Below are 17275 nucleotides of genomic sequence, written 5' to 3' on the forward strand. Positions count from 1 at the left end.
CATCATAAATTAATTTTTATGACGCATATGTGGGAATAAGATCACATCGCGGATACTTGCTGCATTGGCAAATAACATCACCAAACGATCGATACCAATACCTTCACCTGCTGTAGGAGGTAAACCGTATTCTAATGCTTCAATAAAGTCAGCATCGAAATGCATTGCTTCATCATCGCCCGCATCTTTTTCAGCAACTTGCGCTTGGAAGCGTTCAGCTTGGTCAATTGGATCATTTAATTCCGAGAAACCATTTGCCAACTCACGACCACCGATAAAGAATTCGAAACGGTCAGTGATATGTGGATTATCATCATTTCGGCGTGCTAACGGCGAAGTTTCCGCAGGATATTCAGTAATGAATGTCGGCTGACGTAATTGAGTTTCAACAGTTTCTTCAAATACGATGGTTTGTAGTCGACCTAAACCAAAACCTGGCTTAACTTGCTCTTTTAACTCTTCACGAATAAATGTTGCCAAGAATTCACGATCCGAAACATTTTCAGCAGTGAAATTTGGATTATACTCAAGAATCGCATCAAACATCGAGATTTTCTTAAATGGACCTTTGAAGCTATACACTTCTTCACCATAAGGAACATCTGTTGAACCCAAGATGTCGATTGCTAATTTTTCAAGCATACCCTCTGTCAAAGCCATGAGATCTTTGTAATCAGCATAAGCTTGATAGAATTCAATCATGGTGAATTCTGGGTTATGACGCGTTGAAACACCTTCGTTACGGAAGTTACGGTTAATTTCAAATACACGCTCAAAACCACCAACAACCAAACGTTTTAAGTAAAGCTCAGGTGCAATACGCAAGAATAATGGCATATCTAATGCATTATGGTGTGTTTCAAATGGACGCGCTGACGCACCACCTGGAATCACATGCATCATCGGAGTTTCAACTTCCATAAAACGTTCATTGATGAGATAGTTGCGAATACCTGACACAACTTTTGCACGAATTTCAAAAGTTTTACGTGTTTCTTCATTCACAATTAAGTCTAAATAACGTTTACGGTATTTTACTTCTGTGTCATTCAAACCATGGAACTTGTCTGGAAGTGGACGAAGCGATTTCGTCAACAATTCAAAATGTTCAATATGAACATATAAATCACCTTTGCCAGAACGACCGATATAACCTTGAACAGCAATAATATCGCCAAGATCTAGACTTTTCACAGTTTCTAGAACTTCAGGTGCAAGCTCTTTACGTGGCACATACAATTGAATACGGCCGGTCATGTCTTGAATCACGATGAATGAACCACGGTTCAGCATCACACGACCCGCTACAGATACGTGAACTTGCTCGCCTGCTTCAATTTGTTCTTTAGATTGATCTGCAAATTGTTCTTGTAGATCTTGCGCATAATGTTCACGCTTAAATGTGTTTGGCCATGGGCTAACACCGGTTTCCTTGGCGTGATCTTGAATTTGCTTTAACTTGGCATGACGCTGTGCAATTAAATCGTTTTCGGAAATGTGTTGTTCAGAAGTCGATTGAGCGTTATGTTGCGTCATCTCTGCCTCGATTATATTAAAAAACGGAAGTTGCATAGCATAGCAGATTTACAACATAATGCGTATGAATATAACTCTACGAACCATGTAAAAATTAAAAATCATGAATAAATACTGGCAAGGATTCGCCCAAAGTATCATTCTTTTCAATGTTTTGTGGTTTTCAACTGTGGTTGATGCCGAGCAAATCGTTGTTATGAGCAATACTCAAAAAGATCTTCCTATAAAAATTGAAAGCACCAATCTCAATAATCAAGATTATATTTGGCAATTAGAAATCGTTCCAAATCGAACCAGTCTGCAAAGCCAAGTCAAATTAATGAATCCTCACCCCACTCAAAAAGCACTCAATTTAAGGGCTTTAGAACTGGCAAAAAAACTTACTCTGGATCAATTACCACAAGTCAGTAATGATTTTAAAAATAAAACCCTCAATGTTGATGAACAAAACATCGCAAAAATAAAATATTATTATGGGAAATACATTCTGTTTATTAAATTTCCAGCCCGCGTCCAATACGCCATAAAACCCAACTTTTCACAAGTACAAAGCGCTTTAGAACCCTTTTGTGATCAAAGTAAGACACCACCTCAGAATAAAATTAAATTTGATCAACAAGGTAATATCTCGCTCTCAGCAAAATTTTTGGTAGATACACAAGGGCAAATCCTAAATATCCGTTACACCCCTTTAATTCACGAACAAATGAAGTCGATACTGCAACCTTTACTAGAAAAAATTCGCTTCCAACCACGTAATGAAAATGGTGTGGCAAAATCATTTTCTATTGAACAACCCCTGATTATTCAATGCCATTAAACAATAATGAAAGTGCTAAGTTTCTTAATGGTTTTGTTCAGCCAATGATTTGACTATGGCAAACCCTTGCTGGAAAGCACGATCCATCATGTCCTTATATTCCTCAGAGGTTTCTATTTCAGCAGATAATGTGGTTGTTGCACCCTGTTCATTTAAGAAATATTTTTCTAAAGAGCCACTCCAACTTTGAACATCTTCACTTGTTGAATCTAAAACACCATTTTTCAAAACACCCAAATGTTTAAATACCACTTTTTTAAACTGCTCCAACTCTACAATGGTGGCGACCATACCATTACCACTGGCATCCTGAAATAAGGTTTCCCCGCCAATTTTCCAGTCAGACTGCATTCGCGAAGTTTCCGAAAACGGTTGGGTCCATTTGGAATAAGTATGCGTATCCCACAGGATATTCCATACTGTTTGTGCATTCGCTTGAATGACAATGTCATAGCTTAAAGTCATCATTTCTTTCTCTTATTTTATTGATCCAATCTATAGCTTAGTACAATAAAAACCCAGAATGATTAATTTTTGTTAATAAAAATCCATCACCTAAAAAATTTAAACCTAAACATTCAATATGTTAAACAATAAATAACAAGCATATTGATCTGTTACACAACACTCTTAGACCAAAATCTAAGTTTTTAAAAAAGTGCAGCTAAGTAGAATATTTGAATATAAAAATAGTTAAATGGAAAATTTTAAATCCATTGATAACTTTTTCTAGCTTTGTTCAATTTCTACCTTTGCTCAATAAAGAAAGACCATATGAAAACGATAACAATGAAGAGTATTCATTCTAAAATCTTATTTTTACATGGACTAGATTCATCTAAAGAATCGACAAAATTCCATGCCATCAATGCTGAAAAAAAATATTGTATTAACGTGGATTATCGTAATCTTAACTACAAAACGGTTGAGTGTTTTTATCACGATATTATCGAAAAGATTAAACCCGATTTACTGGTAGGTCATAGTTTAGGGGGCTATTGGGCATTAAAAATGTCACAGCAACATCGAATTCCTGCAATCCTTGCCAATCCGAGCTTAAATCCAGATTTCCGTGAAGACTATGCAGCGATTGATGAACATGATTTAGACCATGACATTCCACAAATTGCTTATCTGGAACTGGGTGATGAGGTTTTAGATATGTATAAAGTGCTTGAGCAATTAGAGTCATATATGCAGATTGAAGCTGTTGAAGGTGGACACCATCGTTTAGTCCAACCTGAAAACCTAAATCATTTAATTGAATATATGGAACAAACCTTTATTGCTTGAAATAAAATCTTCAAAATACAGTTCGCCGCTCTCTAACTAAAAAAGCCTTGTATTTACAAGGCTTTTTTCACGACAAGACAGACAAACAAATGATTTAAGTATTTAATCACAAGCAGGTAGCCCGAAAACTTAACCTGTTATTGCCTTTAAGCAACCGCTTTTTCAACTGGCTTGGAATGCTCATCGAGCACTGACCAAATCTTTAAACCAAGATCTTGATGTAAATCAGGCAGATCAAGAAAAATACTTGCACCCAATACCGTATGTTGGCATTTATGCATCAATTGATTGACAGCTTTTAAAGTACCACCTGTAGCCAATACATCATCTACAATAATCACTTTTTGTGCTGCGATATCCGCTGACATTTCCAAGCGATCTAAACCATATTCTAAGCTATAGCCCACACCAACTACTGGAGGTGGCAACTTACCTGCTTTACGAACCAATAATAAGCCTTTGCCCGTACGTTGTGCCAATAAGCTGGCTAAAACGAAACCTCGTGCTTCAACTGCAACAAAACTATCCACGGCATCCAATTGCTCTACAGGAATACTTGCAATCAAGGCATCGGTTAACTCCACAAGATTGTTCATAAACAATGGGGTTAAATCATAAAAACAAATACCTGATTTTGGGAAGTTTTGGACAGTACGAATACTTGACCACAAAGCAGTAGACATGTTCATCATGGGGGGAGATTTAAAAAAGATAAATAATACGTGAATTTTAACGTTTATTAGCCAAAATTGACAGCAGCTCGCTATCTATTCAATATTAAGACCACGCTAAGTTGTTGAATTTATTAAGTCCATTTTCACACAAAATGATGGCTATAGAATAGGCTAATTTTAGCTTAATATTTTTGGCTAAAATATTCATCTAGACCTTTGTCTAAATTCAAATATTTTTAAACTTTTATATCAGCGTTCATCCCTTGTTATGACAGGATTGTAATTAAAATTGTCTGACAAAGTTGGCATAATAAACATCGCTTTTGTCCTGAGCTGCCATTCAGCTTTAAGATTAGTTAGATAAACTCCGATATTTACTTTACTTTAGATACAGAACTGCGTAAGAATTTAGAGGAATATGTACACATTTTATTTGCATATTATTTGAGTCAAGCAGCAGAAGGAATTTTACTGACAGAAAAAACAATGCATCTGTCAGATATCGGAGAATCAGATGAAGAAATATCAATGCATCGTTTGTGGTTGGATTTATGACGAAGCAGAAGGTTGGCCACAAGATGGCATCGCAGCAGGTACCAAGTGGGAAGACATTCCTGATGACTGGACATGCCCAGACTGCGGTGTTTCTAAAGCAGACTTTGAAATGGTAGAAATCTAAGATATTGCGTAAAGACCATGTTTACATGGTCTTTTTTACATTTATTTTCAACAATACAAAATTATTCAATTCACCTCTAAATTTGAAACAGGTATGGAGAAAGATATGCAACCGATCATCATCATAGGTTCTGGCATGGCGGGTTATACCCTTGCAAGAGAATTTCGTAAGTTAAACACCGAACAGGAATTGGTGATGATTTGCGCAGATGATGCGGTGAATTATGCAAAACCTACCCTATCTAATGCATTGGTTGGGAAAAAAGCACCTGAACAAATTGGTTTAGGCGATGCTGAAAAGATGAGTAGCCAACTGAACATGCGGATTGAAAAAGAAACATGGGTTAAAAGTATTGATGCAGAGAAACATGAATTAACCCTTGAAAAAGATGAACAATCTTCAACTCAAGGCTACTCAAAACTTATTCTCGCCGTGGGCGCAAATCCGATTCGATTAGCGATTGCTGGTGACGGAAGTGATGATATTCATGTGGTTAACTCACTGATTGACTATCGTGCATTCCGTGAAACTTTAGACAATTGCAGCACGGGTGAATGTGGCAACAAGCGTGTGGTGATTTTAGGTGCAGGCTTAATTGGTTGTGAATTTGCCAATGACTTACAAAATACTGGGCATCAGGTTACGGTGATCGACTTAGCACCACAGCCGTTAGGGCGTTTACTGCCTAATCATGTTGCACAAGCGTTTAAAGACAATCTTGAACAATCAGGAATTAAATTTGCCTTGGGCACCACTGTAGAAAAAGTTTCTAAATCTGAGCGTGGTTATATCGTTTCATTGGCCAGTGGTCAGTCCTTGCTCGCGGATGTTGTGCTTTCTGCGATTGGCTTACAACCTAATATTGCCTTGGCTAAAGCTACAGAAATCAACACCAGTCGTGGTGTGATTACCAATACCTTGCTCGAAACCAGTCAAGCAGATATTTTTGCCATCGGTGACTGTGCCGAAGTGAATGGAACACTTTTGCCATTTGTCATGCCAATCATGCAACAAGCGCGTGCATTGGCCAAAACCTTGAGTGGACAAACCACCACTGTGCACTACCCTGCAATGCCAGTCGCAGTGAAAACCCCAGCTGCACCTTTGACTGTACTTCCTGCTCCAATTGATGTAGATGTTACATGGGAGAATGAAGAGTTTGAAGATGGAATGTTATCTAAAGCAACAGATGCTGAAGGTACCTTACGTGGTTTTGTATTGTTAGGTGCAACTGCTGGAAAACAGCGTTTAACATTAACAAAACTGGTTCCAGACTTGATTCCTGCATCCGTTTAAGGTTTTAATAGTAAGGATATTTTTTAATCAAAGAATATCCTTGCTTAGGAAAATAACAATGAATAGCGCACTTCAATTTCAAGTTTCACCTTATGCATCGTTCATGAATGAAACCAAAGTCGATTTAGGTAATGGTATTCAGCTTCATGTTGAAACTGGTGGAAATCCACAACACCCGACCATTCTGTTGATTATGGGTTTGGGTGCGCAAATGTTATTTTGGCCTGATTTTTTTTGTAAATCACTGATTGATCAAGGCTTTCATGTGATCCGCTTTGATAATCGTGATATTGGCTTATCTTCAAAAATTCGCCACCAAGGTCCACGTTTAAACTCTTATAAGCTGATGGGTCGCTTTGCTTTGGGCTTACCGAATGACGGCGCGCCTTATAACTTATTTGATATGGCGGATGATGTTGCATTATTGATTGATCGTTTAGGTATTGAAAAACCACATATTTTGGGTGCTTCAATGGGTGGTATGATTTCTCAAATTTTAGCTGCAAAATATCCTGAGAAAATTGATAAAGTCGGCTTACTCTTTACCAGTAATAATCAACCTTTGCTACCTCCACCATTTCCAAAACAACTCTTTAGTCTCATTGGTAAACCTGAATCACGTGATGAAGAAGGAATTGTGAATCATTCCTTGAAGGTTTTTCATATGATTGGTTCACCTGGTTATATCAACCAAGTTGAAGCAATTCAAACTGCACGTAAATTATATCGTCGTAGTTATCATCCAGCGGGTGTACTTCAACAGTTTTTAGCAATATTATGTACAGGTTCCTTACTTAAATTGGATAAGCAGATCAAAAAGCCAACTTTAGTGTTACATGGCTCTAAAGATCGGTTACTACCTCCAAGTCATGGTAAGGCTGTTGCTAAAGCAATTTCAGGCGCTAAATTTGAATTAATTGAGGGAATGGGGCATGATATCCCACCGCATTTTGTTCCTCAACTTAGCGGGTTATTTGCACATCATTTTAAATCATAAGCATTAGGACACTATGGCTGCATTACCATCCCTAAGACAGTTGTCATATTTAGTGACATTGTCTGAGACGCTGCACTTCACTGAAGCAGCGCGCCGTTCGTTTGTAACTCAATCTACTTTATCTGGTGGAATCATGGAGTTAGAACGTTTATTGGGTGGCGTACTCGTAGAACGTGATCGCCAAAACGTACGTTTAACTCCTCTAGGTGAGCAAGTTGTTGCCCGAGCCCGTGTTCTACTCGCCGATGCTCAGGACTTGATGCGGTTAAGTCGAGAAATGAGTGAACCGTTAACTGGTGATTTGCATTTAGGGATTATTCCAACCATCGCCCCTTTCATTTTGTCGCAGCTTTTGGAAGAAGTGCATAAACAACTTCCAAAAATTCAGTTGCATCTGCATGAAGCACAAAGTGAAAAAATTGTTGAAAAACTTGAGCATGGCAATCTAGATGTGATCATGCTGGCTTTACCATTCGACACACGTGGTTTGAAAGTTGCTGAAATTGCGAAAGAAGATTTATTCTTAGTCTGCAATAAAGCAGATCAAAATGCGATGAATGCAAGAAGCTTAGATGATTTAGATCTTTCTCATCTTATGCTCCTTGAAGAAGGTCATTGCCTACGTGATCATACCTTAAGTGTTTGCCCAATCGGTGAGCGTAAAAATGATCACCGTTTAAAAGCAAGCTCATTGCCAACTTTAGTGGAAATGGTCAGTTCAAACTTAGGCTATACACTGCTTCCTGAGATTGCAATTCATGCACATATGCTGAAAAACAATGATCAGATTGTGGTTAAACCTATTGAGAATGCACCATCACGCACTTTGGCTTTAGTTACACGTAAAAGTACACCACTACAAAGTGAATTTGATGTGTTGGTACAAATTCTTCAAAAAATCACGCCAAATTTACGTTAATTTTCCAATACTAAAAAGGAGTCATGATTGACTCCTTTTTTATTGAATATCTAAAAAGCCTATAGATCACATCAGCATAAGCAAAATTAAAACGATCTTGTTTTTACTGGATCAAGCATGATAATATTTGACCAGTGCAAAAATAATCGCTTATTTTTGTATGTATTGTTACGATAAAAATCGCGAAAAATCGACCTATCCTCAGCTTGTTTTTTAAAAGCATGCATCCATCTCGTCGACACATATCCAATTCTTCGCATTGGTCAGCGTTCCACAGGGCTTGAATCTTTCAAGCATCGTTAACAGGTTTCCACAGTTTTCTGTGCCTGAATTTTCGATAGGACGCGTATGAACCGACCTTTATATATTATTTTTTCAACGATTGTCTTAGATGCAATTGGCATTGGCATCGTATTCCCTCTGCTTCCCTCACTACTGAAAGACCTGAGCCATCAGCATAATGTTGCCTTGTTAATGGGGGTTTTCCTAAGCCTGTATGCGCTTATGCAATTTATTTTCTCCCCGATCTTAGGTGCTTTGAGTGACCGTATCGGTCGAAGACCTGTTCTGCTGATTTCCCTTGCGGGTTCTGCAATCAACTATTTGTTTCTTGCTTGCTCACCCTCTCTTATCTTGCTGTTCATTGGACGGATCATTGCTGGAATAAGTAGTGCCAATATGCCCGTGGCTTCAGCCTATATCGTTGATACCACGTCAGAAGAAAATCGAGCAAAATACTTCGGTTTAATGAGTGCCATGTTTGGTATTGGATTTATTATCGGTCCTATACTCGGTGGATTATTGGGCGGGTATTGGTTACGGCTACCTTTTTTCGTTGCGGCAATTTTAACAACCGTTAACTTGCTTATCGCATTCGGGCTACTCCCTGAATCCCGAAGCAACAATCCACTCCTAGTCCCCCCTCAAGCTTCTATTTCGCAACGTTCGAGTTTAAAAATAAATCCCTTGAAAAGTTTTGGTTTTATCCTTGCTCAAAAAGGTATATTACCGATTTTGCTGATATTTTTTCTGTTTAGCGCCTGCGGTGAAGCTTATGGTGTCTGCTGGGCACTTTGGGGACACGATACCTTTAAATGGAATACATTTTGGGTTGGTCTTTCTTTAGGCACTTTTGGTTTATGCCAAGTACTGGTTCAGTCATTTATACCGCAACATGCCGTCCGATATTTTGGTGAAAGAAATACCGTGCTGATCGGTCTGGCATGTATATGTATGGCATTAATCATCATGGCTTTTACCCAACACGCTTGGATCATTTTTGCAATCATGCCGATCTTTGCCCTAGGAAGTATCGGCACTCCTGCACTACAAGCTATTGTTTCACAAAAAATCCCAGCTGCACAGCAAGGACAGTTTCAAGGTGTTATCGCATCAACCATAAGTCTGGCCTCGATTATTGCCCCATTGTTGTTTTCTACACTTTACTTTCATTTCCAAACACGATGGACTGGCGCTATATGGTTGGTTGTCGCGATGATTTATTTAATTGCATTACCTGCTGTTTTATCGAGTTTAAAACCACAACAGCTTAAATCATCCTAGTATTTAAGAACGTCAATGCTTTTTAGAAGCGTTAGTTTCTGATTTAAAAAACTTAAATCTATAGCAACCAAGTCATTCAATTTCATTAAAATCCGATTGATTGATACAAAAAAGCCCGATTAATTTTAATCGGGCTTAAGACAATCAAATTATCTTGGCTTAACCATTTACAAAGTGCTCAAGCAAAGTTTGTTGTGCATTGTAAATTGCCTCGCCTTCTTTAGGTTGCACACGAGTCCAAGTACCATCGCCTTGCAACAGCCAAGCGCGGATATTGTCTTTTAAGTAGTTGACTAAACCTTGCTGGTAAATGCGTTTTTTTAATGCTGGATCTTCGATCGGAAAACACACTTCTACACGATTAAATAAATTACGATCCATCCAGTCTGCACTTGAACAGTAAATACGTGGATTGCCATTATTTCCGAAATAATAAACACGGGTATGTTCTAAGAAACGCCCGACAATTGAACGTACTCGAATATTTTCAGACAGGTTTGGCAACCCAGGACGTAAACAGCAAATTGAACGAATAATCAGATCAATTTGCACCCCTGCTTGCGAAGCTTCATATAATTTATTGATCAATTGAACTTCAGTTAACGCGTTAACCTTAACAATAATTTGCGCAGGTTTACCCGCTTTGGCATTGGCAATTTCATCATCAATAAAAGCAATTAACTGAGCATGTAGCGTAAACGGCGCATGTAACAGTTTTTTTAACTTCGCCATTTTGCCCATACCGGTCAATTCTTGGAAAATACGATGTACATCTTCGCAAAGCTCTTTATCTGTAGTGAGCAGTCCATAATCGGTATAGATACGTGCATTCGTTGCATGGTAATTACCCGTACCCAAATGCACATAACGTACTAACTTATTATTCTCACGGCGTACCACCAAGATCATTTTGGCATGGGTTTTATAGCCCACGATGCCATAAACTACAACAGCGCCTGCTTCTTGTAATACATTGGCAACGGCGATATTCGATTCTTCATCAAAACGCGCCCGTAACTCAATCACAGCGGTGACTTCTTTACCATTACGTGCCGCTTCTGCAAGTACCTGAACAATTTCAGAGTCAGCACCACTACGATATAAGGTTTGTTTGATGGCTAACACTTGGGGATCACGTGCAGCTTCACGCAACAAGTTAATAACTGGTGCAAATGATTCAAATGGATGATGTAAAAGAATGTCTTGTTTTTGCATTGCTGAAAAAATATTTTCAGACTTTTTCAATACTTTTGGAATCGCCGGCACATGCGAGTCATAACGCATATGTGGACGTTTAAAATTTGACACAAGACGTGCCAGATTTACCGGCCCATCCACTTTATAAAGTTGTTCTTGTTCTAGATCAAATTCTTCAAGCAAATATTCATAAATATGTTTTGGACAGTTTTCTGTCACTTCTAAACGTACTGCACGACCAAAACGACGTGAACTCAATTCACCTTTCAACGCTTTGGCTAAGTCTTCTACATCTTCATTCAGTGCCAAATCTGCATTACGTGTAACACGGAACTGATAACAACCTGTAGCTGTCATCCCTGGGAACAAATCCGATACATGCTCATGAATAATCGCAGACAACATCACAAAATGTTCTTTGCCGCCTGTAAGCTCATCAGGTAAACGCACCACACGCGGAAGCGAACGTGGCGCTGGTACAACTGCTAAATCAATTTGTCGACCAAATGCGTCTTTCCCTTCTAGAGTCACAATAAAGTTTAAGCTTTTATTGACCAATCGTGGGAATGGATGTGCCGGATCAAGGCTAATCGGAGTAAGCACTGGTGCAACTTGTTCTTGGAAATATTTTTTAATCCACACAGATTGTGCAGGCGTTAACTCGCCACGACGTAAAAAGCAAATGTCTTCTTCACGTAACTTAGGAAAAATTTCCTCATTGAGGATACGGTACTGACGCTCAATCGCTTCATGTGCAGTTTTAGAGATTTGGTCTAAAACTTGTTTTGGCGTCAAACCATCTGGTGAACGACTTTCATTCCCTAAAGTTAATTGCTCCATCATTCCTGCAACACGGATTTCAAAAAATTCATCCATATTACGAGAAAAGATCAATAAGAAATTCATACGTTCAAGCAAGGGATGTAAAGGATCAACGGCTTGCTCTAAAACACGTAAATGGAAATCTAAAATTGAAAGCTCACGATTTATATATCGTTCATTATAAGAATATTCTGTAGGCGTTGTTGTCGTCACTGCGGTATTCATGCAATAAACCTGCATCAAAAAAAATGTCTTAATTCTAGTATGCTTCAAATTTGTGACAATTTCATAAAAAAAGCATCGCTTCATAAAAAAAGCACATCAATTTGTGCTTTTTTAAATTCATTTATTTAGCGTCAATCTGGAATACGGGTATAACGCATATACTTCAAAACCAAACGCTTACGGTATTGAAGCTTAGAATCATCACGATTTTTTTGATAATACTTCGGATTGGTTAAAATCACTGCTAAAAATGCGGCCTGCTCACGACTTAAACTTGCCGCGCTCTTAGAAAAGTAATGTTGTGATGCTGCTTCAACACCATAGATATGATCTCCAAATTCAACAGAGTTCATATAGACTTCTAAAATGCGCTGTTTCGTCCACATCCGCTCCATCATGGTAGTGGCAATCGCTTCCTGACCTTTGCGAATAAATGAGCGACGATTATAGAAGAATAAATTTTTAGCCAATTGTTGAGAGATCGTTGAACCACCGGCGACTACTTTGTCTTTTTTAAGATTACGTTGTAGTGCATTTTCAATACCATCCCAGTCGAAACCATGATGATCGAGAAATTTGGCATCTTCGGCCGCGACAATTGCATGTTTAAAGTTATCACTGATCTTGTCATAGTCACGCCATTGATGTTGAATCGGCTCAAAATCAGACAAATATGTCCAACGCATAAACATGGTGGTTTCTACATCATGAGTACGCCAATAAATTAAACTTGAGAAAATCCATAGCTGAATCATGATCAAAATACTGACCACAATTAACAAAGCACGAACAATAAAAGCTTTCATGTCAGCCGCTTACTCCGAAAATTCTGACGTTTCATGTTAAGCTGAATCTATCTATAAAAAGCTAAGCAATAGCATGTCTAAATATCAAGATCTTTCAACTTATAGCCAACCCAATTCTATTGGTAAAATAACCTTATTGCTGATTGTCATCAATGTCGGTTTATTTGCCATCCAAGTCTTATCAGGTGTCAATATTACTGACCCGACAACGTTGGACGCGTTGCATTGGGGTGCTGATTATGCACCTTTAACCTTCTTAGAGGAACCATATCGCTTATTCAGTAGTATGTTTTTTCACTTCGGTATACTGCATCTAATGATGAACATGTGGGCACTGTATATTTTTGGTGATGTTGCTGAAAAAACTTTAGGAAAGTTTTATTTCCTTGGACTTTATATCCTTGCTGGACTCATGGGAAGTTTATTAAGTGGTTATTTGGATATTCGAAATAGCTACGAACTGCTGCAAAATTTTGATCAAAAACTCTTTCCGCATGTATCTGCAGGTGCATCGGGTGCTGTGATGGGACTTGGTGGTGCACTGACACTCCTGTCGCTGTTTCCACCTACTCCGAATCAAAGATTCATTTTAGATAAAAGATCACTTTTAACGGTACTTGCGATCAACTTAGCTTTTGGCTTTTTAGCTTCTGGAATTAACAATGCTGCCCATATCGGTGGGATGTTAATGGGTGCGGTCATGGCTTTGGCTTGGTATGCAACACAACGTGCCAAAATGGGTAAAGCTGCCAATATTATCATTGTGCTTTTGGGGATTGCAGCAACCTATGCGGTTTATCTCTATTGCCAGCATCTCGTTGGACCACTTAGCCCACTTTGGCAACAAGCCATTGTACAAATGCGTGAGCAATTAAACTTTTAATCCCTAAAATAGCTTGTCCATGTCGAAATAAAACATTGCAAAGTACAACCAATTCAAAAAGCATAAAAAAATGGCGACCTATAGGCCGCCATTTTTTAATTTACTGTCTTCGCTGACCAGTCTTTTAAAGACTCAACTGAAATTAAACAGCCAGATAAAATCACTTAAACAAAGCGGTTTAATTCAATTCCCTTAAACTTTGCAATGGTGGAATTTCAGATAAATAGCTCAATCGGTAACGCCCTATCAATGCACACAACACTGCCATCGAAATTGGTAAAATCAACCAAATTTCCCAATGTAATTGCACTACCATTTCCATACGATAACTGGCAACAGCACTAATTACCTCTGCAAAGAAACAGGAAACGATTCCTGCCAATAATCCAATAAAGCCAATTTCAAAACTCATCATATTTTTTAACTGGCGCTTTGAACTACCAAAAGAGCGTAGTAATGCCACTTCTTTTTTACGTTCATCCATCAGCAAATTGATACAAGCAATCAGCACCAAAAAGCCAGATAAACTCACCAATACTGCCAAAACTGTAATGATTTTAACCAACACAGAAACTAAGTTTTTAATTTCATCAAAAATTAAAGAGACATCAATAAAGACCGTATTGGAAAATTGCTGAATCAGATTAACCATCTTGATTTTTTCACTCGGCGGCACATAAAAACTCCCTAAGTAGCTGCCTGCGTTTTCATCCAACGTCTTTGGAGTAAAAATAAAGAAAAAGTTTGGACTAAAGCTTTGCCATTCCACTGTACGCAAATTCACAACTTGCGCGTCCAAATTTCCCTCAGGCAAACTAAAGGTTAAACGATCGCCAATTTTGATGCCCAATTCTTCAGCCAGTTTGGCCTCTACAGACACCTGCCCAACTTGAGTCAATTGAGCATTTCCAGCAACAATGATATTGTCTTGTGGATAATGATCTGCTTGGGTGAGATTTAACTCACGACGTAAAGAATTATTGGTTTTTACCAATTGGGCAGGAAAAGCTTGACCATTTTTTGCCAATAAGCGCCCTTTTACATTGGGATATAACGGTGTGCTTTTCCAGTGTTGCTGTGCCAATTGTTGTTTAAAAGCATCCAGTTCAAATGGTGGTAGACCATAAATAAACTGGTTAGGCGTTCCTTCAGGCAATTGTTGCTGCCAACGCTCTAATAAATCAGTTCTCAATACAGCAAGTACCGTGATCAGACTTAAACCCAATGCCAAAGCGGTAATTTGCAATGCGGTTTGCGAAGGGGTTCGGATATAGGCTGAGAGCCTATTTTTCATTGATTTTAAAGTCTTTAAAATCATCCAAACCACTGCATATAACAAAGCTGTTAACACAATGACTGCACCCATTACCAATGCAGTAAGTATCAGATTTTCGGTCAAGACCAAACTAAAAATAATCAGGCTGACTAAACCTGTAGCCATCATCCACAACATTGAACGTGCCGACTTTTCTTGTTGGCGTATCACCCGAATAGGCGGTGTATTTAACAGTTGCCACAAGCTCGGTAAAATAAATCCAATCAATACAATTGCACTGGTAAAGATTGCTATAGGTAAAGGACCAACCAACATCTGCAACATTGAAAATTGCAACTCTAGGTTAGGAATCATCTGCAACATCAATTGCAATAATGAATAACCTAAAATCAGTCCTAAAATACTGCCAATGACAATGGCGATTAAAATAACAACGCTCAGTAACCCAAGATAAGTTTGAAAAATCTGCCGTTTCGTTGCACCCATGCAACGCATCAGCGCAATATGATCTTGGTTCTGCTGTACATAACGCTGACTGGTTAAAGCGATGGCTAAACCACATAAAAGAATCGTCAGAATATTGGCCAATTGTAAGAAAGTATCGAGGTTTTCAATCGGTTTAAGTAAGCGTGAATTGCCCTCATCTGCATTACGTAGTCTTAAATTACTTTGTGCATCTAATTCATTATCCGCATTTTGTTGATCTTGTATGGATTGATCTGTTTGTGAGTGTGTTGCTGGCTGATTTTCAGTCAATGTATTGGCACTTGATGCACTTAAAGCTGAATCTGCATCCGAATTTTGTGCAATCTTTGGATTCACATTTTGCTTTTCTTGCGCTTTAAAAGTCTTAAAAAATTGCTGATATGTTGCAATCGACTCCGCATCCCCTGCCATCAACAAACGATATTCAATTCGACTTCCAACTTGAATTGCACCCGTTTTTGCAACATCTGCTTGAGAGATAATCACGGTTGGCGAAAAGGCAGAAAAGCCTAATTCTTGATTTGAATCATGTTCAATGATACCAGTAACTTTAAACTGACCATTGGCAATTTGAACGCTATCGCCTAGGTTTAATTTTAATAATTCTTGTGCGCGTTTGCTTAACCAAACCCCACCACTTTGTAAGGCTTGTTTTGGCGCAATCCTTAATTCACCACGTAAGGGAAATGCTGTGTCAATGGCTTTCACATTGACCATAACAAACTGATCCTGCGTAGAGGCCATTGAACCAAAAATGGTGACATGGGACTGTTTTAATTTTAAATCATCAGCCTGTTTGATCCATTGTTGGTCAATCGGATCTGTATCACTAAGTTGTAAATCTGCAGCTTGCATTTTGGCAGCTTGTAAGGTCACTGCCTGTTTGACTTGATCATTACTAAACTTTAATGCGGTGGTCGCACTAATGGCTAAACTTAATGCAATAATCAGCAGATATATGCCTGAACTGGCAAAACTTTGCCTAAATAAGGGTTTAAACAAGGTCAACATTACACCACCTCATTCGATTGAGGAGTCTGCACATGTTCAATCAATTGACCATCTTTTAATTCATAATGACGTTGGCATTGTGCGGCCAATTGCGAATCGTGAGTGACAAGCACTAAAGTTGTACCGAGCTCTTTATTTAAATCAAACAAGAGTTGTTCAATTTCAAATGCGGTATGTTCATCTAAATTGCCTGTAGGTTCGTCGGCAAAAATAATTTTGGGGTCAGAAATTAAAGCTCGTGCAATGGCAACCCGTTGTTGCTCCCCACCAGACAATACTTTCGGGGTTTGCTGGCTTTGTCGTTCTAAACCGACTTTGGCCAATAAACTTAAGGATTTTTGTTCTGCGTGTGCATAGTTAAAATTCTTCTGTAAGCGTAATGGTAACATCACATTTTCTAAGGCAGAAAGATGTGGGAGCAACTGGAAAGATTGAAATACAAAACCAATATATTGAAGTCGAATCAACGCACGTTGTTCTTCATTTAAATGCTCAATTGATTCACCACAAACACTGAGTTGACCTGCACTGGCTTGATCGAGAGTAGCAAGGATGCCCAATAAAGTTGATTTTCCTGAACCAGAACGTCCAGTAATCGCGACCTGTTCACCTGTATAAATATTAAGATTTAGATTTTCAAAAATTGTAAGCGTTTGATGAGGTAATTCTATCTTTTGTGTAAGTTGCTGTGCAGAAATTATCACTTGTGGCATGATGGGAGAAGTTGAATCATCCTGAACCTTAGACATCATAAAGTACCTTATATGCAAATCAAAAAATTGTTAAATTTGA

The 17275-nt window shown here is 38.5% G+C and carries 15 protein-coding genes; 8 read left to right on the forward strand and 7 right to left on the reverse strand.

Annotated features, from left to right (window positions below; genetic code table 11):
- Positions 1-9: 9 nt before the first annotated feature.
- On the reverse strand, positions 10-1536 hold the full coding sequence (gene lysS / locus ACZ5QH_RS16710; protein ID WP_303576312.1) for a lysine--tRNA ligase: 1527 nt from the start codon (positions 1534-1536) through the stop codon (positions 10-12).
- Positions 1537-1639: 103 nt separating this feature from the next.
- Between lysS and ACZ5QH_RS16715 the strand changes: the two genes are divergently transcribed.
- A complete protein-coding gene (locus tag ACZ5QH_RS16715) occupies positions 1640-2356 on the forward strand; it encodes a hypothetical protein (RefSeq protein ID WP_303576313.1) in 717 nt (238 codons plus the stop codon).
- 24 nt (positions 2357-2380) lie between these two features.
- On the opposite strand, the gene ACZ5QH_RS16720 is transcribed toward ACZ5QH_RS16715, so the two are convergent.
- Entirely contained in the window at positions 2381-2824 is a 444-nt protein-coding gene (locus ACZ5QH_RS16720; RefSeq protein ID WP_151802007.1) for an SRPBCC family protein, read from the reverse strand.
- A gap of 321 nt (positions 2825-3145) precedes the next feature.
- Here ACZ5QH_RS16720 and ACZ5QH_RS16725 point away from each other — a divergent pair, with 321 nt between their 5' ends.
- On the forward strand, positions 3146-3649 hold the full coding sequence (locus ACZ5QH_RS16725; protein ID WP_004717385.1) for a YqiA/YcfP family alpha/beta fold hydrolase: 504 nt from the start codon (positions 3146-3148) through the stop codon (positions 3647-3649).
- Between the two features lie 146 nt (positions 3650-3795).
- Here ACZ5QH_RS16725 and ACZ5QH_RS16730 read toward each other — a convergent pair whose 3' ends face one another.
- Positions 3796-4341: an adenine phosphoribosyltransferase gene (locus ACZ5QH_RS16730; protein ID WP_303576314.1), complete on the reverse strand. Its 546-nt coding sequence runs from the start codon at positions 4339-4341 to the stop codon at positions 3796-3798.
- A gap of 496 nt (positions 4342-4837) precedes the next feature.
- Here ACZ5QH_RS16730 and rubA point away from each other — a divergent pair, with 496 nt between their 5' ends.
- The 5 genes from rubA to ACZ5QH_RS16755 all read left to right on the forward strand — a co-directional run bounded on the left by rubA (position 4838) and on the right by ACZ5QH_RS16755 (position 9777).
- Complete coding sequence (gene rubA, locus ACZ5QH_RS16735) at positions 4838-5002, forward strand: rubredoxin RubA (protein ID WP_004678010.1); 165 nt, start codon at positions 4838-4840, stop codon at positions 5000-5002.
- Positions 5003-5107: 105 nt separating this feature from the next.
- Entirely contained in the window at positions 5108-6298 is a 1191-nt protein-coding gene (locus tag ACZ5QH_RS16740) for an NAD(P)/FAD-dependent oxidoreductase (RefSeq protein WP_303576320.1), read from the forward strand.
- A 58-nt stretch (positions 6299-6356) separates the two neighbouring features.
- Positions 6357-7295 (forward strand): esterase EstB, encoded by a 939-nt coding sequence (estB, locus tag ACZ5QH_RS16745; RefSeq protein WP_004823254.1) that lies wholly within the window; start codon positions 6357-6359, stop codon positions 7293-7295.
- A gap of 13 nt (positions 7296-7308) precedes the next feature.
- Positions 7309-8214: a LysR family transcriptional regulator OxyR gene (oxyR, locus tag ACZ5QH_RS16750; protein WP_004717396.1), complete on the forward strand. Its 906-nt coding sequence runs from the start codon at positions 7309-7311 to the stop codon at positions 8212-8214.
- 348 nt (positions 8215-8562) lie between these two features.
- On the forward strand, positions 8563-9777 hold the full coding sequence (locus ACZ5QH_RS16755; protein ID WP_303576322.1) for a TCR/Tet family MFS transporter: 1215 nt from the start codon (positions 8563-8565) through the stop codon (positions 9775-9777).
- 159 nt (positions 9778-9936) lie between these two features.
- Here ACZ5QH_RS16755 and ppk1 read toward each other — a convergent pair whose 3' ends face one another.
- Positions 9937-12021 (reverse strand): polyphosphate kinase 1, encoded by a 2085-nt coding sequence (gene ppk1 / locus ACZ5QH_RS16760; RefSeq protein ID WP_004823258.1) that lies wholly within the window; start codon positions 12019-12021, stop codon positions 9937-9939.
- Between the two features lie 131 nt (positions 12022-12152).
- Entirely contained in the window at positions 12153-12827 is a 675-nt protein-coding gene (gene mtgA, locus ACZ5QH_RS16765; protein ID WP_004717400.1) for a monofunctional biosynthetic peptidoglycan transglycosylase, read from the reverse strand.
- Positions 12828-12900: 73 nt separating this feature from the next.
- Between mtgA and ACZ5QH_RS16770 the strand changes: the two genes are divergently transcribed.
- Complete coding sequence (locus ACZ5QH_RS16770) at positions 12901-13710, forward strand: rhomboid family intramembrane serine protease (RefSeq protein ID WP_303576324.1); 810 nt, start codon at positions 12901-12903, stop codon at positions 13708-13710.
- Between the two features lie 178 nt (positions 13711-13888).
- Here the strand turns inward: ACZ5QH_RS16770 and ACZ5QH_RS16775 are convergent, their stop codons facing one another.
- Positions 13889-16483 carry an ABC transporter permease gene (locus ACZ5QH_RS16775; RefSeq protein ID WP_303576325.1) on the reverse strand — a complete coding sequence of 865 codons (2595 nt, stop codon included), beginning with the start codon at positions 16481-16483 and terminating at the stop codon, positions 13889-13891.
- Positions 16483-17232, reverse strand: a complete 750-nt coding sequence (locus ACZ5QH_RS16780; RefSeq protein WP_303576326.1) for an ABC transporter ATP-binding protein — start codon at positions 17230-17232, stop codon at positions 16483-16485. The genes ACZ5QH_RS16775 and ACZ5QH_RS16780 overlap by 1 nt, the downstream gene beginning before the upstream one ends.
- Between the last annotated feature and the right edge of the window lie 43 nt (positions 17233-17275).

Source organism: Acinetobacter sp. Ac8, assembly GCF_055392545.1.

What these genes read in the sequence shown, in the direction of transcription:
- ACZ5QH_RS16715 (WP_303576313.1), top strand. Translation starts at nt 1,640, where the DNA reads ATGAATAAATACTGGCAAGGATTCGCCCAAAGTATCATTCTTTTCAAT.
- mtgA (WP_004717400.1), bottom strand. Translation starts at nt 12,827, where the DNA reads ATGAAAGCTTTTATTGTTCGTGCTTTGTTAATTGTGGTCAGTATTTTG.
- lysS (WP_303576312.1), bottom strand. Translation starts at nt 1,536, where the DNA reads ATGACGCAACATAACGCTCAATCGACTTCTGAACAACACATTTCCGAA.
- ACZ5QH_RS16725 (WP_004717385.1), top strand. Translation starts at nt 3,146, where the DNA reads ATGAAGAGTATTCATTCTAAAATCTTATTTTTACATGGACTAGATTCA.
- ppk1 (WP_004823258.1), bottom strand. Translation starts at nt 12,021, where the DNA reads ATGAATACCGCAGTGACGACAACAACGCCTACAGAATATTCTTATAAT.
- ACZ5QH_RS16730 (WP_303576314.1), bottom strand. Translation starts at nt 4,341, where the DNA reads ATGATGAACATGTCTACTGCTTTGTGGTCAAGTATTCGTACTGTCCAA.
- ACZ5QH_RS16775 (WP_303576325.1), bottom strand. Translation starts at nt 16,483, where the DNA reads ATGTTGACCTTGTTTAAACCCTTATTTAGGCAAAGTTTTGCCAGTTCA.
- oxyR (WP_004717396.1), top strand. Translation starts at nt 7,309, where the DNA reads ATGGCTGCATTACCATCCCTAAGACAGTTGTCATATTTAGTGACATTG.
- ACZ5QH_RS16720 (WP_151802007.1), bottom strand. Translation starts at nt 2,824, where the DNA reads ATGATGACTTTAAGCTATGACATTGTCATTCAAGCGAATGCACAAACA.
- estB (WP_004823254.1), top strand. Translation starts at nt 6,357, where the DNA reads ATGAATAGCGCACTTCAATTTCAAGTTTCACCTTATGCATCGTTCATG.
- ACZ5QH_RS16755 (WP_303576322.1), top strand. Translation starts at nt 8,563, where the DNA reads ATGAACCGACCTTTATATATTATTTTTTCAACGATTGTCTTAGATGCA.
- ACZ5QH_RS16780 (WP_303576326.1), bottom strand. Translation starts at nt 17,232, where the DNA reads ATGTCTAAGGTTCAGGATGATTCAACTTCTCCCATCATGCCACAAGTG.
- rubA (WP_004678010.1), top strand. Translation starts at nt 4,838, where the DNA reads ATGAAGAAATATCAATGCATCGTTTGTGGTTGGATTTATGACGAAGCA.
- ACZ5QH_RS16740 (WP_303576320.1), top strand. Translation starts at nt 5,108, where the DNA reads ATGCAACCGATCATCATCATAGGTTCTGGCATGGCGGGTTATACCCTT.
- ACZ5QH_RS16770 (WP_303576324.1), top strand. Translation starts at nt 12,901, where the DNA reads ATGTCTAAATATCAAGATCTTTCAACTTATAGCCAACCCAATTCTATT.